Here is a 20,877-nt window from a genome sequence, read left to right as displayed (position 1 = left end):
TTGGGTGGCTTGCGTGCGTCGCGCTCCCCCCCCCAGGGCCAGGGCCGTGGCGAGCGTCAGCGGGCCCACCCTGCCCGCGAGCATGAGCGCCACGAGCACGAGCCGCGCGTCGGTGGGCAGGTCGGCCGTGATGCCCGTCGAGAGGCCGACGGTGGCGAAGGCCGAGACGGCCTCGAAGAGCGCCTGGTCGAGGGAGACGCTCGTGAGGTCGAGCAGCAGCGAGGTGCCGACGACGGCGAGCGCCGTCCCGAGGAGGGCCACCGAGAGCGCCTGCCGCTGCGTGGCCTGCGGCACCCGGCGGCGCCCCACGACGACGGCGGGCTCGCCGCGCACCTCGGCCCAGACGACGAAGGCGAGCAAGCCGAACGTCGTCACCTTGATGCCGCCGGCCGTGCCGGCGCTGCCGCCCCCGATGAACATGAGGACGTCGGTGAGGAAGAGCGTCTCGGGGCGCAGGGCACCGATGTCGACGGCGTTGAAGCCGGCGGTGCGGGCCATGACGGACGCCGTGAAGGCGCCCAGCGCCCGGTCCTCGGGGTCCAGGGCGCCCAGCGTCGCCGGGTTGCTCACCTCGCCCACGAGGTAGCCGACCGTCCCGACGACGAGGAGCACCGCCGTGACGGCGACCGTGATCCGCGTCAGCACCGACCACCCCGACGGGCGGCGCCAGGAGCGCACGAGCTCGAAGACGACGGGGAACCCGAGGCCGCCCACGACCACGGCCGCGCAGACGGCGCCGAGGACCACCGGGTCGCCCGCGTACCCGACGAGGCTGTCGGCGTTCGTCGAGAACCCGGCGTTGTTGAACGCCGACACGGCGTGGAAGACGCCGTCGTAGAGCGCCGCGCCGAAGCGCTCGTCGTACCCCGCGGCGAAGCGGGCCGTGAGCACGACGGCGACGACGGCCTCGCAGACCAGGCTGAAGAGGACGACACGACGCACGACCCGGCGCACGTCCGCGCTCGTGAGCGTCTTCGTCTCCGTCTGGGCGACGAGCCGGGCCCGCAGGCCGAGCCGGTGGCGCAGCAGCAGCGCGATGAGCGTCGCCAGCGTCATGATCCCCAGCCCGCCGGCCTGGATGAGCAGGAGGACGACGACCTGGCCGAAGAGCGACCAGTAGGAGCCGGTGTCGACGGTCACGAGCCCGGTGACGCACACGGCCGACACGGCGGTGAAGAGGGCGTCGACGAGCGGCGCCCTCTGGCCGGACGCCGTCGCGACGGGCAGCGACAGCAGCGCCGTCCCGACCGCGGAGGCGCCCGCGAAGCCGCCGACGACGACGAGGGCCGGGTTGCCCGTCCCGCGCCCGGCCGCCCCGCGCACCGGGGCGAGGGCGCCCGGGCGGCGCCCCCCGCGACGTCGTCCCGGACGCGGAGGGGCGCCCCGCGGCGGCGGGGCGGGCGACGGCGGAGGGGCCTCGGGCACGGCGCAGACCTTGGCACCCCGCGGCTGCGCGCGTGCGCAGGGGCGCCGAGGCGCCTCGTCCGGGCGAGTCGTCGCCTGCTCGCCCCCGCTCATCCCTCCCCCGCGGCGAGTCGTCGCCAGGTCGCCCTACGGAGCCGCTCCCCCGGGGCGAGTCGTCGCCTGCTCGCCCTACGGAGCCGCTCCCCCGGGGCGAGTCGTCGCCTGCTCGCCCCGCGCGCCGGCCAGACGCTCGACGACCGCCGCGACGCGACGGGCGCGCAGAACCGGGGTGGACGCCGTCACGACGCGGAAGCACGCCGCGTAGCGGTCCTGCGCGGGCTGCGCCGCGAAGGCGGCGGCGACGGCGGGGTCCGCGTCGAGGGCCGCCTGCAGGTCCTCGGGGACGAGCATGTCGGCGGGGCCCGCGTAGGCCCGGTCCCAGCGCCCGTCGGCCTGCGCGCGCTCGACCTCGGCCGCCCCGCGCGGGCGCATCCGACCGGCCTCGGCGAGCCGGGCGACGGCGACCGTGTTGCGCGCGGACCACAGGCTCCGCGCCCGGCGGGGCGTGAAGCGCTGCCAGTAGGCGCGCTCGTCCCCCCGGCGTGACTGCCCGTCGATCCAACCGCTGCACAGCGCCTCCTCCAGCGCCTCGGCGTAGACGAGCGTCGTCGGACCGCCCCCGTCGGCGGCCGCGGCCTTGCGCGCGAGCCGCAGCCAGACGCCGTCGCTGGTGCTCTCGTGCTCGTCGAGCCAGGCCCGCCAGGCGGCGGCGTCGGCGACGCACAGCTCGGGCTGCTCGGGGCGGCGGCGTGGGGCGCGCACCGACGTCGGCGGGTCGACGGTCACGGCGTCCTCCCTCGCGGCTCGGAGGCCCATCGTGCGGTCCGAGGGCCGCGCGCACCAGGCCCCGGGAGAGGTCAGCGGCTCCGCTCGGGCCCCACGGACGCGCAGCGGGCCGCCCTCCGCCTCGATCGCGCGGCGGGCGAGCTCCAGAGGGCCAGGTGGCAGCACCTGGTCGGCCTCTACGCCGACGTGGTGCTGCCACCTGCCGCGCTGGGCGGCGGCACCGCAGCGAGGAGCGCCGCCGGCCGCTCGAGCACGCCCTGCAGCACGCGCGCGGCCCCGCCCAGGACGACGGCGTCGGCCCCCAGGCGGGCCGCGCGCACCGCGACGGGCAGCACGCGGGCGCGCAGCACCCGGCGGTCCAGCTCCTCCCGCAGCGGCGGCCCGAGCCACGGCTCGAGGGGGGCGTACACGCCGCCGAGCACGACGGCGTCGACGTCGAGCACGTTGACCGCCGAGGCGGTCGCGACGCCCAGGGCCCGGCCCGCGGCGTCGAGGGCCCGCAGCACCCGCTCCTCGCCGCGGGCGGCGGCGCGGGCGAGGACGGCGCCGGCCCCGCCGCCCTCGGCCGCGCTGCTGCCGCCCGGGTCGAGCCCCGCGGCGGCGAGGACGGCGTCCTGCCCCGCGTAGACCTCGAGGCAGCCGGTCGCCCCGCAGCCGCAGACGGGCCCGCCCGGGTCCACGCCCACGTGCCCCAGCTCGCCGCTCCAGCCGTGCTCGCCCCGCTGCAGGCGCCCGCCGACGACGGCGGCGGCGCCGATGCCGACCTCGCCGGAGACGAGGAGGAAGCTGCCGGGCGCGGGGCCGTCCGGAGCCGGGGCGCCGGCCGCAGCCGCCTCGCCCGTCGCCGCCTCGCCCACGGTCGGGCCGCCCGACCCGACCGCGGCGTCCACCGAACGCGCCTCGGCGAGGGCGGCGAGGGCCGCCTCGTTCTCCAGGACGGTGGGCAGCGCCCCGACGCCCCCGCCCCGCGCGGCCGCGCCGTCGCGCACGCGCCCGAGGACGTCGACGTCGAACCACCCGAGGTTGGGCGCCAGCCGGACGACGCCGGCGCTCGCGTCCACGAGCCCGGGGAGGCCCCAGGCCGCGCCGACGACCTCGAGCCCCTGCGCCGCCGCGGCGGCCAGCACCTCGTCGGCGAGCGCGAGGGCCGCGTCGAGCACCCGCTCGGGCGCCGCGCCGCGCTGGTCTCCGGGGACGACGCGCAGGACGCGGGTCGCGCCCCCCAGGTCGCGCACGCCCGCGGCGAGGTGCCGGACCCCCACCTCGACGCCGAGGCCGGCCACGCGCCGTCCCGACAGCCGCAGGCGCTGCGCCGGTCGCCCCCGGGCCGGCCCGGGCGGGTCGACCTCCTCGAGCAGCCCGGCCAGCAGCATCTGGTCGACGAGCGCGGAGACGGTCGTGCGCGTCAGACCCGTGGCCGCGGCCAGCGACGCGCGCGACGGCGGCTCGACGGCGGCGACGACACGCGACAGGAGCGCGGCGCTGTTGCGCTCGCGCAGGTCCTCCTGCCGCGTGACGTCCACGCGCGCACCGTGCCACAGCCCCCGGGGCCCGCCGCTCCCGGAACGACGACCCGACCTCCTCGCGACGGTCACGCCACCTTCACGCCCGGGCCCCCTCCCACGGCGAAGGTGACGCCCCCTTCACGACCGAGGCCCCTCCCACGGCGAAGGTGACGCCCCCTTCACCCGGAGGAGGACGGGCGGCCCCTCCCCGTTGACGGCGCCCCGCCGACCGCTTATGTTCAGTGACTGGACGAAAGCCCGACTCGACGACGAGGAGCCTCCCCGTGGCACCCACGCCCACCCGTGACGACAAGTTCTCCTTCGGCCTCTGGACCGTGGGCTGGACGGCCAACGACCCGTTCGGCGCGGCCACCCGCCCGGTGCTCGACACCGTCGAGGCCGTGCACCGCCTGTCGGACATGGGCGCCTACGGCATCACGTTCCACGACGACGACGTCGTCCCCTTCGAGACGACGCAGCGCGACGCCGCCGAGCGCACGCGCATCCTCGACCGCCTGCGCGGGGCGCTGCGCGACACCGGCATGCAGGTGCCGATGGTCACGACCAACCTCTTCAGCCACCCGATGTTCAAGGAGGGCGCCTTCACCGCGAACGACCGCGGCGTGCGGCGCTACGCCCTCCGCAAGGCGCTGATGCAGATCGAGCTCGGCGTCGAGCTGGGCGCCAAGACCTTCGTCATGTGGGGCGGGCGCGAGGGCAGCGAGGTCGACGTCGCCAAGGACGTCCACGGCGCGCTCTCCCGCTACAAGGAGGCCGTGGACCTGCTGACGACGCACATCGTCGAGCAGGGCTGGGACATCCGGATCGCCATCGAGCCGAAGCCGAACGAGCCCCGCGGCGACATCCTCCTGCCGACGGTCGGGCACGCCATCGCCTTCACCCACACCCTCGAGCACCCCCACCTCGTGGGCGTGAACCCCGAGGTCGGGCACGAGCAGATGTCCAACCTCAACTTCACGCAGGGCATCGCCCAGGCGCTCTCCGCGGGCAAGCTCTTCCACATCGACCTCAACGGCCAGCACGGGCCCAAGTTCGACCAGGACCTCATCTTCGGCCACGGCGACCTCATCAACGCCTTCACCACGGTGGACCTGCTCGAGAACGGCTTCCCGGGCGGCGGTCCCGCGTACGACGGCCCGCGCCACTTCGACTACAAGCCGCTGCGCGTGGAGTCGACCGAGGGCGTCTGGACGTCGGCCGAGGCCAACATGGCGACCTACCTCCTGCTCAAGGAGCGCGCCCTCGCCTTCCGCGCCGACCCGCGCGTCCAGGAGGCCCTCCAGCAGGCGCAGGTCACCGAGCTGGCGACGCCGACCCTGGCCGAGGGCGAGACCCTCGCCGACCTCGTCGCCGACCGCACCGCCTTCGAGGACTTCGACGCCGAGGCCTCGGGCGCCCGCCACGGCGGCCACGTGCGGCTCGACCAGCTCGCCCTCGAGCACCTCATGGGCGCCGCGAGCTGACGCACCACCGGTCGCGGCCCTCGGCCGCGGCCCCACCGGTCGCAGCAGCGACCGTCCACGACCGCGGGGTCGTCGCCCGTCCGGGCGGCGGCCCCGCGTCCGTCCCGGCGCGGACTTCGAGGGCCGACGCGCCGGGCCGCCGGGTGCGGGCGCGGACTTCGAGGGCCGACGCGCCGGTCGCCGGCCCTCGAAGTCCGCGCCGACGCAGGCCGGGGGCGCCCACCAGCACCGCCGCGCGCGCACCGGTGGTTGTCCGCGCCCGAGGCCGTGCCCTAGCGTCGATCGTCGATCCGGATCGACCCGCAGGTCGACGCCGGGAGCGGGGCGGGCTCGACCGAGCAGAGAGGTGGCGACGTGCCGACGAGCAAGGACGTCGCCCGGCTCGCCGGCGTCTCCCAGAGCACCGTCTCGTACGTCATGAGCGGCAAGCGGCCCATCTCCGAGGAGGTGCGGCAGCGCGTCCAGGCCGCCATCGAGGAGCTCACCTACCACCCCAACGCGGGCGCCCGGGCCCTCGCCGGGCGGCGCACGCACGTCGTCGGCCTCGTCGTCCCCTTCGGCGCCTCGGCCGACCCGGGCGGCCTCCTGCCCTTCATCGAGACCATCGCGAGCGGCGCGCGCGAGCACGACCACGACGTCCTCCTCGTCACCGCCGACGAGGGGACGAGCGCGCTCACCCGCCTCGAGGGCCGGCGCCTCTGCGACGCCATCGTCCTCATGGAGGTGGAGGCGCGGGACGAGCGGATCGCCGTCGCCTCGGGCCTGCGGGTGCCCGTGCTCCTCGTCGGCGTCCCCGAGGAGCCCGACGGCCTCGTGTGCGTCGACCTCGACTTCGCCGCCGCCGGGCGCCTGGCCGTGGAGGGCCTCGTCGAGCGGGGCCACCGCCGCATCGCCGTCCTGGGCTACCCGCCGGAGGCCGTCGAGCGCGACATCGGCTACGTGCGCCGTTTCGGGGACGCGGCCCTCGCCGCGGCGTCGGCGGCGGGCGTCGAGTGCGCGCTCCTGTCGCCCGTCGCGCACACCGCGGCCGCCGTCCGCGCCGCCGTGGGCCGGGCGCTAGAGACCGCGCGGGACGGCGACGGCGCGGACGACGACGGCCTGGACGACGACCCGGGGCCGGACGACGACCCGGGGCTGGGCCTCGTCGTGGCGAGCGGGGGCGCCGTCCCGCTCGCGCTCACGGCACTCGCCGAGCGGGGCGTCGTGCCGGGGCGCGACGTCTCGGTCGTCGCGATGCTGCCCGACGCCACGGCCGCGGCGACGTCGCCGCCCGTGAGCAACGTCTCGACGGAGAGCCGCGACGTCTCGCGCCGCGCCGTGCAGGAGCTCTTCCGCCTCCTCGGCGACGACCCGCCCACCGGCGGCGGCGTGCACCTCGTGCCGCCGCGGCTGACGCACCGCCGCACGACCGTCGCCGGGCCCGCGGCCTGATCGGCGCCCTCAGGCGCGGCTGCGCGCCCGGCTGAGCACGCGCAGCAGCACGCCGGCGGCCACGGCGGCCGCCACGGCGAGCAGGGTGCCGGCGGCGGGCGTGTCGGCGAGGTGCCCGCCGAGCGCACCCAGAGCCACGTAGAGCCCCGCCCACAGGGCGCAGGCGAGGAGGTCGGCGGCGAGGAAGCGCCGCAGCGGGTGGGCGCCGGAGGCCAGCGCCACGATCACCGGGGCGCGGCCGCCCGGGACGAGCCTCCCGGTGACGACGGTTTCCCCCGCGTGCGTGGTGATGCCGGTGCGGGCCGCCCGCACGGCCGGCGCGACGCGGCGGGCGGCGAGCCACGCGCGCGGCCGTGACGGCAGGTGGCGGGAGGCGACCCGCGCCCCCACGAAGAGGGCGCCGTCCCCGGCGAGGGAGGCGCCGACGCAGACGACGTACACGGCGAGGAGGGCGGGCGGGGAGCCCGCGGCCAGGGCGGCGGCGGCGCTGAGGAGCTCGCCGGTGGGGACGAGGGGGACGCTGGACCCCACGAGCACGAGCAGCCCCAGCAGGGCGGTGTCAGCGGGCTGCACGCGACCCCCGGGCCGGTCGCACCCGCGCCGCCGCACCGGTCGCGGAGGCCGCGCGGGTGCGGCCGCTCACACCGCCTCGACGTCGGTGACGCCGGAGGCCCTCGCCGTCTCCCGGCGCCGGCGGACCGAGGGGGCGGCCAGGGCGGCCAGCAGGGCGAGGAGGCCCACCCCTGCGCAGGCCCAGAAGCCCGCGGTGAAGGCCGAGTCGCCGGGCAGGCCCTGCGGCGTGGCGCTCGCGGCGAGGAGCGCGGCGATGACGGCGGTGCCGATGCTGCTGCCGACGGTGCGCACGACGGCGTTCGTGCTGACGGCCTCGCCCGTCTGACCGGCGGGGACGCTCTCGACGATGGCGTTGGAGATCGACGCCAGAGCCATGCCGATCCCGACGCCGGTGAGGACGCCGGAGACGACGACCTGCCAGAGCTGCACGTGCGAGACGGCGGGGAGCACGAACGCCGCCGTGACGCTCACGCCGCCGACGAGCATCGGCACCTTGGGCCCGACCCGGCGCACGAGCATCCCGGCGACGGGCCCGGCGAGGACCATCATCACCACGGTCGGCAGCAGGAAGAGCCCGGCCTCGCTGACGCTGCGCCCGAAGCCGTAGCCGACCTCGCTGGGGAGCTGCAGCAGCGTCGGGACGAGCACGAAGGTGCCGAACATCGCGAAGCCGAACGCCAGGGCGACGACGTGGGCGGTCCACACCCCCCGTAGGGCGAAGAGCCGCACGTCGACGAGCGGCTGGGCCACGCGCAGCTCGACGAGCACGAAGCCGACGAGGGCGACGACCCCGAGCACGAGCAGGCCGACGGTGCGCCCGTCCGACCAGCCCCAGGACTGCCCCTCGCTGACAGCGAGCAGCAGCGAGACGAGCCCGACGGCCAGGACGACGGTGCCCAGCAGGTCGAGCCGGCCCGGCGTGCGGACCGAGGACTCCGGCATCCCGAGGACGGCCCCGGCGAGGGCGACGACGACGAGGACGGCGGGCAGCCAGAACAGCCAGTGCCAGGAGAGGTGCTCGACGATCGGGCCGGCACCGACGATGCCGACGCCCGCGCCGATGCCGAAGATCGCCGAGAGCAGGCCGATGGTGACGCTGACCTTCTCCTTCGGCAGCGTGTCGCGCACGATGCCGATGGACAGCGGCATCACCGCCCCGGCGGCGCCCTGCAGGGCGCGCCCGACGACGAGGACCCCGAGCGTGGGCGCCAGGGCCGCCAGCACCGTCCCGGCGAGCAGCAGCACGAGGACGACGATGAGCACCCGTCGCTTGCCGACCATGTCGCCGAGGCGCCCCAGGACGGGGGTGAGCACCGCGGCGGACAGCAGGTAGGCCGTCAGGACCCAGCTCACCTGGCTCGTCGAGACGCCGAGGTCCGCGCCGATCGTCCCCAGCGCGGGGGCGACGAGGGACTGGAGCACGGCGAAGGACAGGCCGCCCAGGGACAGGTAGAGCACCACCGCGGCGCTGTGGACCTGCCGCGTCGCCGCGTGCCGCGGACCCCTGCGGGGTGCCGGGACCCGCGCCGGGGCGGTCGTCGCCGCGTCGTCCGGGGCGGGGCTGCTGAGGGATGTCGACATGGGGCTCCGCACGGAAGTAAACGAGTGATGACTTGGAGCCGAGCGTACGCCCCGCTGCGACGCCCGGGCACGCGGCGACCCCGACCGGGTGACGGCTACCGTCGGCGGGCATGAGCGACCGGGCACGGCCGTCCGCGGGCGTCGGAGCCCCCGCCGTCGAGGCGGCCGCCGAGGGCGCACCGGCGCCCGGCGGCCGGGCCCGACGGCGGGACGCGCAGGCCGCCCGCGCCCTCCTCGTCGAGGCCGCGCGCCGTCGCTTCGCCCGCGACGGCTACCAGGCCACGACCGTCCGGGACGTGGCCGGTGGGGGCGGCGTCACCGCCGCGCCCGTCAACCGCTACTTCACGTCCAAGGAGGGCCTGTTCGAGGCGTGCATGCCCCGCTCCCTGCACCACCTCGACGGGGCCGGCGCGGACCTGCCGGGGTCGCTGCGGGGGCTCGTTGAGCGCATCTGCTCCTCCGACCCCGACGACGAGCGGCTGCGCCTGCCCCTGCTGCTCCTGCTGCGCTCCTCCGGCGACGAGCGGGCCGACCGGATCCGCCGCGCGACGCTGGGCGCCTTCGCCGAGCAGCTGGCCGCGGCCGCGGGCCGGCGCGCCGACGACCCGGGCACCGAGCACCTCCTGCTCGCCGCCCAGGTCGCCGTCGGCACCCTCCTCGGGACCGTCCTCCTGCGCTCCTCGACCGCCCTCGAGCCGCTGGCGTCGGCCGACGCCGCGGAGCTGGCCCCCCCGCTGGTCGCCGCGGTCGAGGCGCTGCTGGGCGGGGCCCGGTAGCGGAGCCGACGCCACTCTCGGCCGGGCCCGGCCCCTCACAGGTGCAGGCGCACCGACCGAGACCCCGCCGGCGCCCGCAGGAGCGTCGCCGCGTCCCCCGCCACCTGCACGCCCCACCCGCCGCGGCCGGAGTCGGCCTCGACGACGACCTCGTCGCCGTCCCGCGCGACCGTGAAGGTCGTGCCCGGCCCGTCCTCCCGGGGGACGACGAGGGTCGAGCGGTGCCCGTCGGGCAGCGCGTAGACGCGCAGGACGACGCCCTCGTCCCACGCGTAGTCGGGCCGGTCGTCGCGCGCGCCGACGGGCAGGACCGTGCCCGGGCGCACGAGCAGCGGCAGCGAGGTGGCGGCGTGCTGCTCGCGCACCCACCGCGGCCCGGTGACGACCTCGCCGGAGAGCAGGGAGGTCCACTCCCCCTCGGGCACGTAGTAGGAGACGACGCCGTCGCCCGACATCACGGGGGCGACGAGCAGCGCGCCGCCGAGCATGTACTGGCGGTCGAGGAAGGCGGCCGTCGGGTCCTCGGGGTGCTCGAGCACCATCGCCCGCGCCATCGGCAGCCCGGCGTCGGTGACCTCGCGGGCGACGCCGGCCAGGTAAGGCATGAGCGCCATCTTGAGCCGCGCGAAGGTGCGGGTGACCTCGACGGCCTCGTCGTCGAAGGCCCACGGCACGCGCACCGAGCTCGAGCCGTGGAGCCGGCTGTGCGAGGACAGCAGGCCGAAGGCCACCCAGCGCTTGAAGACCTCCGGGTCGGGGGTGCCCTCGAAGCCGCCGATGTCGTGGCTCCAGTAGCCGAAGCCGGACAGCCCGAGGGACAGCCCGCCGCGCAGGGTCTCGGCCATGGCCTCGAAGGTCGAGAAGCAGTCGCCGCCCCAGTGGACGGGCATCTGCTGGCCGCCGGCCGTGGCCGCGCGGGCGAAGACGACGGCGCCGCCCTCGCCGTGGTGCTCGCGCAGGACCTCGAACACCATCTCGTTGTACGCCTGCGCGTAGTAGTTGTGCATGCGCTGCGGGTCGGACCCGTCGTGCCACACGACGTCGGTGGGGATGCGCTCGCCGAAGTCGGTCTTGAAGGAGTCGACGCCCATCGCCAGCAGCCGCCGCAGGTGGCCCTGGTACCACTCCCGCGCCGCCGGGCTCGTGACGTCGACGACGCCCATGCCCGCCTGCCACATGTCCCACTGCCACACCCCGCCGTCGGGGCGCCGCACGAGGTGGCCCGCCTCCGCCGCCTCGGCGAAGAGCGGCGACGCCTGGGCGATGTAGGGGTTGATCCACACGCAGGTGCGCAAGCCCTTCTCGTGCAGGCGCTCCAGCATCCCCGCCGGGTCGGGGAAGACGGCCGGGTCCCACTCGAAGTCGCACCAGCGGAACTCGCGCATCCAGAAGCAGTCGAAGTGCACGACCGACAGGGGGACGCCGCGCTCGAGCATCCCGTCGACGGACGCCGTGACGGTCGCCTCGTCGTAGTCCGTCGTGAAGGACGTCGAGAGCCACAGGCCGTAGGACCACGCGGGCACCTGCGGCGCCCGCCCCGTCAGGGCCGTGTAGCGGGCGAGCACGTCCTTCGGCGTCGGGCCGTCGACGACGTAGTACTGCAGCACCTGGCCGGGCACGGACATCTGCGCCCGCGAGACGACCTCCGAGGCGACCTCGAAGGAGACATGCTCGGGGTGGTCGACGAAGACGCCGTAGCCCCTGTCCGAGAGGTAGAACGGCACGTTCTTGTAGGCCTGCTCGCTGGACGTGCCGCCGTCGGCGTTCCAGACGTCGACGACCTGCCCGTTGCGCACGAAGGGCGTGAAGCGCTCCCCCAGGCCGTAGACGTGCTCGTCGACGGCGAGCGACAGCTGCTCGTGGACGAACTCGCCGCCGTCGTCGGTCGTCACCGCACCGACCGCCTTCGCGCGGCTCGCGGTGAGGAGCCGCCCGCCGGAACGGAACTCGGCCTCCCAGGCGTCGCCGAGCGGCACGCGCACCGACAGGTCGCCCGAGGTGAGGACGCCCGCGTCGTCGTCGACGACGACGTCGGGGACGTGGCCGGGCTCCGCCGCCAGCGCGAAGGACGGGCCGGCGGAGCACCGGCCGGCGTGGTGCTCGACCCGGACGCCGATGACGCCCGGCGCCGGGGAGCTGTACGTGACGGTCAGGGCCGGCCGGTTGAGGGTGTCGCCGCGCCCGCGGACGACGGCGGTGGGCGCGAGGACGGTCATGCGCCCGTCCCCCGCCGTGATCGAGCGGACCTGCCGGGCCCGGAGCACGTGCGCGCCGGGTCGGTCCTGCCAGTAGCCGTCGGTGAACTTCACGCCGTCTCCTCGTCCCCGGTGTCCGCGCCTCTCCGTCGAGCGCGTCGATACGCTTCGACTCAGCGCACGTCGCGGACGGTAGGCCAGGTCGGTGCCAGCCAGCAAGGAGGCCGATCGGTCATCGCGGAAGCCGGCGGGCACGGTCTTGCCGCTGCGACCACCCGGTTGCTAGCGTCACTGCCGGTCGATCCGTATCGATGAAGAGACGGGCTCCGCGGACACCCCGCGGACGGGTCTCATCACCGTCGATGCGCATCGCCCGGGGCACCCGCCCCCACCGGTGACACGCCGGAGGCCCAGCTGCTGCACGGAGGACCCGCCATGGCTCGACGAGGAGCGCACGCTCACCACCCCACCACCCGCGCGACCGGGCGCTCCGTCGCCGCGGCCGCCGCGGCCCTGCTCGGCGTCGTGGGCCTCGCCGCCTGCGGCGGCGGGGACGACGCCGGGTCGGGCGACCCGGCCGACGTCACGAGCATCACCGTCCAGGACACCTTCGTCACCGACCCGGGCGCCACGTTCTACGGCGAGCAGCTCGACGCGTGCGGCGAGGAGGTCGGCGTCGACATCGAGCGGCAGTCGATCCCCGGCGGCGACATCATCTCCCGCGTCCTGCAGCAGGCGTCCTCGCAGACGCTCCCGGACGTCCTGTCCATCGACAACCCCGACGTGCAGCAGCTGGCCGACGCCGGGGCGCTGGCCCCGCTCGACCAGTACGGCGTCTCCGCCGAGGGCTACAGCCAGGGTGTCGTCGACGCGAACACCTACGAGGGCGAGCTCTACGGCCTGCAGCCCACGACGAACACCCTCGCCCTCTTCTACGACCCCGCCGCCCTGGAGGAGGCGGGCGTCGAGCCGCCGACCACCTGGGACGAGCTGCGCTCCGCCGCCGAGACCCTCACCGAGGGCGACCGCTACGGCATCGCCTTCTCGGCCCCGCCGAGCTACGAGGGCACGTGGCAGTTCCTGCCCTTCATGTGGTCCAACGGCGGCAACGAGTCCGACATCGCCACCCCGGAGACGGCCGAGGCGCTGCAGCTGTGGGTCGACCTCGTGGAGAGCGGCTCCGCGTCGCCGTCCGTCGTCACGTGGGGCCAGGAGGACGTCAACGACCAGTTCATCGCGGGCAACGCGGCGATGATGGTCAACGGCCCGTGGCAGTTCCCCGTCCTCGCGCAGAACCCGGACGTCGAGTACGAGGTGACGACCCTCCCGGCGCCCGAGGCCGGCGGCACCGTCACGGCGCCCCTCGGCGGCGCGACGTGGACCCTGCCCGCCACCGGCGACGAGGCCCGCCAGCAGGTCGCGGCCGACATCATCGCGTGCATGGGCACCGACGAGAACATCGTCGAGGACGCCCTCACCAACAGCACGGTGCCCTCCAAGCCCGAGCTGGGCGAGCAGGTCGTCGCCGAGGACCCGCGCATCCAGGCCTTCGTGGACCAGGTGCCCGACCTGCGCTCGCGCACCGGGGAGCTCGGCGCCGAGTGGACCGACGCCGCGACGTCGATCTACGAGGCCGTGCAGACGGCCCTCACCGGTGGCGCCACCCCGGAGCAGGCCCTCGAGCAGGCACAGGGGCGCTGAGCGGCACCGTGGCTGCGACGACGACGCGGGCGGGCGGCCCCGGGGCCGCCCGCCCGGCCGACCGGTCGGGCGGGGACGGCGCGGGGGCGGGCGGCGCCGCGCCGCGCCGGTCCCGCTGGCGCGGGCCGCGCGCCCGGGTCCGCCTGCTGGAGCTGGCGTTCCTGCTGCCGGCCGTGGTGTACCTGCTGGCCTTCTTCGGCTACCCGATCGTCCAGAACCTCCTCATGGGGTTCCAGGACTACACGACGCGGACCTTCGTCACCGGCGAGGCGCCGTGGGTCGGCCTCGACAACTACGCGACCGTCCTCGGCGACCCCGCCTTCGGCCGGACCGCCCTCAACACGGCCCTCTTCACCGTCGGGTCCATCGCGGGGCAGTTCGTCCTCGGGCTCGCCATCGCCGTCTTCTTCCGGCGCCGCTTCCCGCTGGGGAACCTGCTGCGCTCGCTGCTCCTGCTGCCGTGGCTCATCCCGCTCATCGCGGCGAGCGCGGTCTGGGGCTGGATCCTCGACCGCGACAACGGCGTCCTCAACCAGGTGCTCGGCGGCCTGGGGATCGTCAGCGGGTCTCCGGGCTGGCTGACCGACACGTCCCTGGCCCTCATCGCGGTCGTCGTCGTGAACATCTGGATCGGCATCCCCTTCAACACGACGATCCTCTACGCGGGGCTGCAGGACATCCCCGAGGACCTCTACGAGGCCGGCTCGCTCGACGGCGCCACGGGCTGGCGCGCCTTCCGCCACATCACGTGGCCGCTGCTGCGGCCCGTCGTCACGGTCGTCCTCGTGCTCGGCGTCGTCTACACGCTGAAGGTCCTCGACGTCATCCTCGGCCTCACGCAGGGCGGGCCGGCCGGCGCCACGCAGACCCTCGCCGTGCAGTCGTACAACCTCTCCTTCACCCAGTTCGAGTTCGGGCTCGGCGCCGCGGTCGGCAACGTCCTCATCGTCGTCTCGCTGGTCTTCGCCGTCCTGTACCTGCGCGCCAACCGCCGGGCGGTCGACGAGTGAGGCCGCCCGCGCCCTCCCCGGCCCCCCTCACGGCGACGACCCCCCTGGAGCACCCATGTCGCTGAACGCGTCCGTGCCCGTGCCCGACGCCGGCCCGGCCCCCCAGCAGCGTCGTCGCCGCCGCAGCTGGGGATCCACCGCGGGCGGCGTCGTCCTCCTCGCGGTCCTTCTCTTCCCGCTGTACTGGATGCTCAACGTCTCGCTGCAGCCGGCGGGCTCGGCGTCGCGGACGTCGTGGTTCCCCGCCCAGCTGAGCCTCGAGGGCTACCGCACGGCCTTCGAGCAGCAGAGCGGCAACCTCGTGACGAGCCTCGTGGTCTCGCTCGGCGCCGTCGCCCTGAGCCTCGTCATCGCGGCCCCGGCCGCCTACGCGCTGGCGCAGTTCCGCATCCGCTACGCGGGGGTCGTGCTCTTCGGCGTCCTCATCAGCCAGATGATCCCCGGCATCATCGTGGCCAACGCCCTGTACAGCGCCTACAATGACCTCGGCCTGCTCAACACCGTCGGCGGCCTCGTGCTGGCCGACGCGACGGCGGGCATCCCCTTCGCGATCCTCATCCTGCTCGCGTTCATGCGCAGCCTCGAGCCCTCGCTCGTCGAGGCCGCCCGCGTCGACGGCGCGGGACCGATCCGGGCGTTCGTCTCGGTCGTGCTGCCCATCAGCCGCAACGCGCTCATCACCGCGGGGCTCTTCACGTTCCTCTTCGCCTGGGGCGACTTCCTCTTCGCCCTGACGCTGACGACGACGGCCGACGTCCGACCCATCACGCTGGGCCTCTACCAGTACATCGGGACCTACGTGAGCGACTGGAGCACCGTCATGGCGACCGCCGTCATGGCCTCGCTGCCCGCCATCGCGCTCCTCGTCCTCGCCCAGCGGTACGTCGCCGCGGGCGTCACGGGCGGCGCGGTCAAGTGACGAGCAGCCGCGAGCACCTCGGGCACCACCCCACCTCCTGGAGGAGCGCATGAGCGAGACGACGTACCGCACCTCGGAGGACGGCGCCGCCGGCCCCGACCCGGCGCCGCTGCCCCTCCGGGCGCGCCGAGAGGAGCCGCTGCGCGTCCTCGTCTGGGGCGAGAACCGCCACGAGCGATGCGAGCCCGAGGTCGCCGCCCGCTACCCCGACGGCATGCACGGCGCCATCGCCGCGGGCGTCGAGGCCAACCTCGGCGAGCGCGCCGTCGTGCGGACGGCGACGCTCGACGACCCCGAGCACGGCCTCACCGAGGAGGTGCTCGCCGGCACCGACGTCCTCACGTGGTGGGGCCACGCGGCCCACGACGAGGTGGACGACGCCGTCGTCGAGCGCGTGCACCGGCACGTCCTCGCCGGGATGGGGCTGATCGTCCTGCACTCCGGGCACTGGTCGAAGATCTTCACGCGCCTCATGGGGACCTCGTGCACGCTGCGGTGGCGCAGCGCGCACGACCGCGAGCTCGTGTGGACCGTGGACCCGACCCACCCCATCGCCCGCGGCGTCCCGCACCCGATGGTCATCGACGAGGACGAGATGTACGGGGAGCACTTCGACATCCCCGCCCCCGACGAGCTCGTCTTCCTCTCGACGTTCTCGGGCGGGGAGGTCATGCGCTCCGGGTGCACGTTCAAGCGCGGCCACGGGCGCGTCTTCTACTTCTCCCCCGGCGACCAGGACTACCCCGTGTACTTCCACGAGGGCGTCCGCCGGGTCATCTCCAACGGCGTCGAGTGGGCCGCCAGCGACCGCCGCGAGCGCTCGGCGCCGGTGCTGCTGCGCTACGAGACCGAGCGCTTCTGGAGCGGGCACGGCTACACGGGCGCGGTCGACCCCGCGGCGCGCGTGGCCGGGCAGGACGGGGCGTGAGCCACCGCCGGCTCGACCTCGCCCCCGACGAGCGGCTGCCGGTCGTCTCCGTCGGGGCGGGCGGCATGGGCCGGGCCTGGCTCGACGTCCTCGAGGCGTCCCCGGACGCCGAGCTCGTCGGCCTCGTCGACCTCGACCTCGACGCCGCCCGCCGCGCCGCCGCGGACCTCGGCCGACCCGACCTGCCGCTGGGGCGCGACGCCGTCGAGCTGGCGCGCGCGACCGGTGCGCGGGCCGTCGTCGACGTCACCGTCCCGGCCGCCCACCACCCCGTGACGACGGCGGCGCTGGCGGCCGGCCTGCCCGTCCTCGGCGAGAAGCCGGCGGCGGCGACGCTGGCGCAGGCGCTCTCGCTCGTCGCGGCGGCGGAGGTGACCGGTGAGCTCTTCATGGTCAGCCAGTCGCGGCGGTGGAACCCGCACGTGGCGCTGCTCCGGGACGCCGTGGCCCTCCTCGGCGGGGCGGGCACCCTGACGACGGAGTTCTTCCGCGCGCCCCGCTTCGGGGGTTTCCGCGAGGAGATGGACCACCCGCTCCTCGTCGACATGGCGATCCACGCCTTCGACACCGCGCGCCACGTCCTCGGCGACGAGCCCGCCGCGGTGTGGTGCACGACGTCCAACCCGCCCTGGAGCTGGTACCGCGGCGACGCGAGCGCCGCGGCCGTCGTCACCACGGGCGGCGGGGCCCGCTACTCCTACACCGGCTCCTGGTGCGCGCCGGGCGAGGAGACCTCGTGGAACGGGCGGTGGACCGCCAGCTGCGCCCACGGCTCGGTGCGCTGGGACGGCGACGACGAGCCCGTCGTCGTCGTGGCCGAGGACGCGCCCGCCGAGGTCCGGGCCGGGGTGGACGCGCTGCTCGCCGGGCCGCGCTCGCCCTACGACGGCATCGCCGGCGCCCTCGCCGTCTTCGGCGCGGCCCTGCGGACCGGCGAGGCGCCGAGCGGTGAGGTGCACGAGAACGCCATGAGCCTCGCGGTGGTCGAGGCGGCTGTGGCCTCGGCGGGCACCGGGCGGGTCGTCGACCTCGACGAGCTGCTCGAGGGCGCCCGCGCCGAGGCGGTGGCCGCCGAGCGCGACGAGCGGGTCCGCGAGCGCCTGCGCGCGTGGCCGGACGTCCGCAGCGCGCTGGCGGCGCGCTAGGGGCGCAGCGCCGCCGTGCCCCGCTCCTGGGGCGCGCCGTCGTCCCCCTCGCCGTCTCCGCCGCCCGGCTGACCGCGGCGCGAGCGACGGTGCCGCACGACCCGCCAGGTGATCACCGCGGCGACGAGGACGAGGACGGCGGCCGCGGCGGTGCCCTCCCCCAGCCGCGACGCCGCGGAGGCGTAGGAGGTGCCGGCGAGGTAGCCGACGGTGACGACGACGCCCGTCCACAGCAGCCCGCCCATCACGTCCCACAGGAGGAAGCGGCGGAACGGCATGCGGGCGCTGCCCGCGAGAGCCGGCGTGACGGCGCGAAGGAAGGCGGTCCACCGGCCGAGGAGGACGGCGGGGCCGCCGCGGCGGGCGAGGAGGTCGGCGGCGCGGTCCAGGGCCGCGCGGCGGCGCGCCAGCCACCGGTGGTCCAGGACGGCGGGCCCGAGCCGGCGCCCGACCGCGTAGCCGACGGCGTCGCCCGCCATCGCGCCGAGGGCGACGACCACGAGCACCACCGGCAGCGACACGTGGCCGAGGGCGGCGGCGGCGCCGGCGAGCACGGCCGCCGTCTCCCCCGGCACGACGAAGCCGAGGAAGACGGCGGCCTCGGCGAAGACGACGCCGAAGGCGGCCAGGTAGACGACCCAGGCCGGGGCCTGCAGCAGGTGGTCGACGAGGCCGCTCACGGCGCTCACGCCCCGGCGCGCGCCGCCGACGCCCCGCGGGCGAGGCCGGTGGACGCCGCCAGCACCCACACCGAGCCGACGGTCACGACCATCGCCCCCGGGACGTGGATCCAGAGGGTGTCGCGCCCGCCGGTGGCGGCCTGGACGAAGGTGAGGGCGAAGACGACCCCGGCGAGCACCCACAGCCACGTCGGCGCGGCTCCGCGGCGGGAGGCCAGGAAGGCGGCGACGAGCGTGAGCCCCGAGGCGACGTGCAGCACGATCGCGCCGGCCTGGTGGTAGATCAGGGCGCTGTCGCCCGGGAAGAGCTGGCCGGCGGTGACGAACTGCCACAGCTCGGCGAGCACCGACAGCGCCGCGAGGGTGACGAGGAGGGCGCCGCCACGCGAGGAGCCGGTGGCGCTGCGGTCGGTGGCCGTGCGGGTGGTGGTCATGGCGGATCTCCTGGGCCTCGTGGTGCGGGCGCCGCGACGGGCGGGAGCAGGGGCGGGCGGCGCCGGGGTCGCTGTCGACCCCAGGGTCGGCGCAAGCACCTGACAGCCGCTTGAACGCCCGCTGCGGCCCGGGAGGCCCTCAACCGCGGGGCAGCCGCACGACGACGCGCCCGCCCGGCCGCCCCTCCGCGTGCGCGTCCCCGCCCGCCGCCCGCGCGAGCCGGCGGACGAGCGCCAGCCCCAGCCCCGCGCCGTCGTGGCCGTCACCGGGGTCCCCGCGCACGCCCGGCACGAACACCTCCTCGAGGAGGTGCGACGGGATGCCGGGCCCGTCGTCGTCGACCGCGACGACGACCCCGTCGTCGGGGGCGGAGGCCGCCGACAGCCGCACCCGCGAGCGCGCGTGCCGGACGGCGTTGTCGACGACCGGCTGCAGGAGCCGCTCGAGCACCGCGGCGTCGACGCCGACGACGACGTCCCCGGCCACGTCGCCGGTCACCTCTCCGGCCACGTCGTCGGCCACCTCCACGTCCACCTCCGGCCGCCGCTCGCGGGCGGCGCCCGCCAGCCTCTCCAGGACGGGGCGCGCGGCGGCGCGCCCCGGCGCCCGGCTCGAGGACGCCCGGGCCGTGTCGAGCAGGGTGACGACCACGCCCTCGAGGGTCGCGGCCGCCTCGTCGAGCGTCGCGAGCCCCCGCTCGACGTCTTCGCCGCCGCCGCCGGCGCGCCGGAGCCAGTCCACCTCGGCGCGCACGCGGGCCAGGGGCGTCCTCAGCTCGTGGGAGACCTCGGCGGTGAAGGTGCGCTCGTGGCGGAGCGCCGCACCCACGCGGTCGAGCACCCCGTCGAGGACGGCGGCCAGCGCCGCGAGCTCCGCAGGCCGGGGCGCGGCGCCGAAGCGGCGGTCGACGTCGTCGGCGCTCCACCGCGCCGCCTGCGCCGTCATGTCCTGCACCGGCTGCAGCGCCCGCGCCACGGTCGCCCGCAGGACGAGGTGCACGACGACGACGAGCGCGAGCCCGGCGACGGCCGAGCCCGCCGCCGCCAGCTCGCGCAGCCCCTCGTACGGCGCGAAGGAGGCGCTCGTGACGACGACCGCCGTCGCCCCGCCGCCGCTGGTCCCGACGGGCAGGGCGAGCAGCCGCGTGGGCGTCACGAGCCCGGCGTCGACGACGACCTCCGCTCCCTCGTCGGCCGCTCGCCGCGCGAGGCGGCCCGCGATCTCGTCGATCCGCTCGCTCGCCTGCGGGGGCCGCTCGACGACCGCGCCGTCCGGGTCGTACACCCAGGTGCCGACGTCGAGCGCCGAGTCGTCGCCGCCCTCGCGCAGCTCGACGGCGCCTCCCGCGTCGACGGCGACGGTGGCCGCGACGGCCTGGGCGCGGGCCCGCAGCACCCCCTCGGCCTCCTCCTCCAGGGCCTCGCCGAGCAGGAGGTAGGCGCCGACCGCCAGGAGGAGCGCCCAGGCGGCCACGACGAGGGTGGCGCCCCAGGCGAGGCGGCTGCGCAGGCTCGCCGTGCCGGCCCGGCGCCGCCACCACGAGCCGACCCGCGACGCCCCGCCGCTCATCCCGCGTCGCCGTCGACGCGGTAGCCCACCCCGTGGACGGTGGTGATGGCGGCGCCGCCCCCCACCGCGGCCGTGCGCCGGCGCAGGCGGGCGACGTACTGGTCGAGGGTGTTCTCGGCCACGTGCGCACCGTCGGGCCACCCGGCCCGCACGAGCTCGTGGCGCCGCACGACCTGCCCGGCGGCCGCGAGGAGGGCCGCGAGGAGCCGGTACTCCGTGGGCGTGAGCGCCTGCTCGCCCCCGGGGCCGGTGACGGCGTGGCCGGCCGGGTCGAGCACGAGCCCCGTCGGGGCGGGGGGCCGGCGCGGCGTCGACCGGCGGACGAGCGCGCCGAGGCGGGCCAGCAGCTCGCCGGCGTGGAACGGCTTGGCGAGGTACTCGTCGCCCCCGGCGGCGTAGCCGGACAGCAGGTCGTGCTTGCCCTCGCGGGCGGTGAGGAAGAGCACGGGTACCTCGACGCCGCGGGCGCGCACCGCCTGGCAGACGTCGCGCCCGTCTGAGTCGGGGAGCCCGATGTCGAGCACGACGACGTCGAAGGGCGCCGCGGGGCCGGGACCGACGGCGCGCAGGGCCTCGGCGCCGGTGGCGGCGGTGACGACCTGCGCGCCGGCCTGCCGCAAGAGGCGCTCGAGCGACGGACGCAGGACGCGGTCGTCCTCGACCACGAGCACCCGCACCCCGTCCACTCACGCATC

The 20,877-nt window shown here is 76.4% G+C and carries 18 protein-coding genes; 8 read left to right on the top strand and 10 right to left on the bottom strand.

Annotated features, from left to right (window positions below):
* The 3 genes from WDV85_RS15225 to WDV85_RS15215 all read right to left on the bottom strand — a co-directional run.
* Nucleotides 1–1,323: TrkH family potassium uptake protein (locus tag WDV85_RS15225; protein WP_339571435.1), on the bottom strand; the 1,323-nt coding region annotated here is incomplete at its 3' end.
* 270 nt (nt 1,324–1,593) lie between these two features.
* Entirely contained in the window at nt 1,594–2,250 is a 657-nt protein-coding gene (locus WDV85_RS15220) for a YdeI/OmpD-associated family protein (RefSeq protein WP_339571434.1), read from the bottom strand.
* A 176-nt stretch (nt 2,251–2,426) separates the two neighbouring features.
* Nucleotides 2,427–3,773 carry an ROK family transcriptional regulator gene (locus WDV85_RS15215; RefSeq protein WP_339571433.1) on the bottom strand — a complete coding sequence of 449 codons (1,347 nt, stop codon included), beginning with the start codon at nt 3,771–3,773 and terminating at the stop codon, nt 2,427–2,429.
* 266 nt (nt 3,774–4,039) lie between these two features.
* On the opposite strand from WDV85_RS15215, the gene xylA reads away from it, so the two are divergent.
* Complete coding sequence (xylA, locus tag WDV85_RS15210) at nt 4,040–5,239, top strand: xylose isomerase (protein ID WP_339571432.1); 1,200 nt, start codon at nt 4,040–4,042, stop codon at nt 5,237–5,239.
* Between the two features lie 354 nt (nt 5,240–5,593).
* Complete coding sequence (locus WDV85_RS15205) at nt 5,594–6,670, top strand: LacI family DNA-binding transcriptional regulator (RefSeq protein ID WP_339571431.1); 1,077 nt, start codon at nt 5,594–5,596, stop codon at nt 6,668–6,670.
* Nucleotides 6,671–6,679: 9 nt separating this feature from the next.
* Here WDV85_RS15205 and WDV85_RS15200 read toward each other — a convergent pair whose 3' ends face one another.
* Nucleotides 6,680–7,243 (bottom strand): hypothetical protein, encoded by a 564-nt coding sequence (locus tag WDV85_RS15200; RefSeq protein ID WP_339571430.1) that lies wholly within the window; start codon nt 7,241–7,243, stop codon nt 6,680–6,682.
* A gap of 66 nt (nt 7,244–7,309) precedes the next feature.
* Nucleotides 7,310–8,824: an MFS transporter gene (locus WDV85_RS15195; RefSeq protein ID WP_339571429.1), complete on the bottom strand. Its 1,515-nt coding sequence runs from the start codon at nt 8,822–8,824 to the stop codon at nt 7,310–7,312.
* A 110-nt stretch (nt 8,825–8,934) separates the two neighbouring features.
* Here WDV85_RS15195 and WDV85_RS15190 point away from each other — a divergent pair, with 110 nt between their 5' ends.
* Entirely contained in the window at nt 8,935–9,600 is a 666-nt protein-coding gene (locus WDV85_RS15190) for a helix-turn-helix domain-containing protein (RefSeq protein WP_339571428.1), read from the top strand.
* Nucleotides 9,601–9,635: 35 nt separating this feature from the next.
* On the opposite strand, the gene yicI is transcribed toward WDV85_RS15190, so the two are convergent.
* On the bottom strand, nt 9,636–11,909 hold the full coding sequence (gene yicI, locus WDV85_RS15185; protein WP_339571427.1) for an alpha-xylosidase: 2,274 nt from the start codon (nt 11,907–11,909) through the stop codon (nt 9,636–9,638).
* Between the two features lie 321 nt (nt 11,910–12,230).
* Here yicI and WDV85_RS15180 point away from each other — a divergent pair, with 321 nt between their 5' ends.
* The 5 genes from WDV85_RS15180 to WDV85_RS15160 are packed head-to-tail and all read left to right on the top strand — an operon-like array spanning nt 12,231 to nt 17,498.
* Entirely contained in the window at nt 12,231–13,496 is a 1,266-nt protein-coding gene (locus tag WDV85_RS15180) for a sugar ABC transporter substrate-binding protein (protein ID WP_339571426.1), read from the top strand.
* Between the two features lie 8 nt (nt 13,497–13,504).
* Entirely contained in the window at nt 13,505–14,506 is a 1,002-nt protein-coding gene (locus WDV85_RS15175) for a carbohydrate ABC transporter permease (RefSeq protein WP_339571425.1), read from the top strand.
* A gap of 55 nt (nt 14,507–14,561) precedes the next feature.
* Complete coding sequence (locus WDV85_RS15170; protein WP_339571424.1) at nt 14,562–15,425, top strand: carbohydrate ABC transporter permease; 864 nt, start codon at nt 14,562–14,564, stop codon at nt 15,423–15,425.
* Nucleotides 15,426–15,474: 49 nt separating this feature from the next.
* Nucleotides 15,475–16,353, top strand: coding sequence for a ThuA domain-containing protein (locus WDV85_RS15165; RefSeq protein ID WP_339571423.1), 879 nt, complete (start codon nt 15,475–15,477; stop codon nt 16,351–16,353).
* The gene (locus tag WDV85_RS15160) at nt 16,350–17,498 is read left to right on the top strand and encodes a Gfo/Idh/MocA family protein (protein ID WP_339571422.1); all 1,149 of its coding nucleotides are present in this window, start codon (nt 16,350–16,352) and stop codon (nt 17,496–17,498) included. The genes WDV85_RS15165 and WDV85_RS15160 overlap by 4 nt, the downstream gene beginning before the upstream one ends.
* Here WDV85_RS15160 and WDV85_RS15155 read toward each other — a convergent pair.
* From WDV85_RS15155 to WDV85_RS15140, 4 genes are all read right to left on the bottom strand, one after another.
* Nucleotides 17,495–18,178: a DedA family protein gene (locus WDV85_RS15155; RefSeq protein ID WP_339571421.1), complete on the bottom strand. Its 684-nt coding sequence runs from the start codon at nt 18,176–18,178 to the stop codon at nt 17,495–17,497. The two genes, WDV85_RS15160 and WDV85_RS15155, sit on opposite strands and share 4 nt — an antisense overlap.
* 5 nt (nt 18,179–18,183) lie before the next feature.
* Nucleotides 18,184–18,612, bottom strand: coding sequence for a hypothetical protein (locus WDV85_RS15150; RefSeq protein ID WP_339571420.1), 429 nt, complete (start codon nt 18,610–18,612; stop codon nt 18,184–18,186).
* 139 nt (nt 18,613–18,751) lie between these two features.
* Nucleotides 18,752–20,182, bottom strand: coding sequence for a sensor histidine kinase (locus WDV85_RS15145; protein ID WP_339571419.1), 1,431 nt, complete (start codon nt 20,180–20,182; stop codon nt 18,752–18,754).
* Entirely contained in the window at nt 20,179–20,868 is a 690-nt protein-coding gene (locus WDV85_RS15140) for a response regulator transcription factor (RefSeq protein WP_339571418.1), read from the bottom strand. Before WDV85_RS15140 ends, WDV85_RS15145 begins: the two co-directional genes overlap by 4 nt.
* Between the last annotated feature and the right edge of the window lie 9 nt (nt 20,869–20,877).

This window comes from Pseudokineococcus sp. 5B2Z-1, from assembly GCF_037482305.1.
Lineage (GTDB): Bacteria > Actinomycetota > Actinomycetes > Actinomycetales > Quadrisphaeraceae > Pseudokineococcus.
Note: the sequence above shows the minus strand (reverse complement) of the source record. Positions and strands in the feature narration are given on the sequence as shown.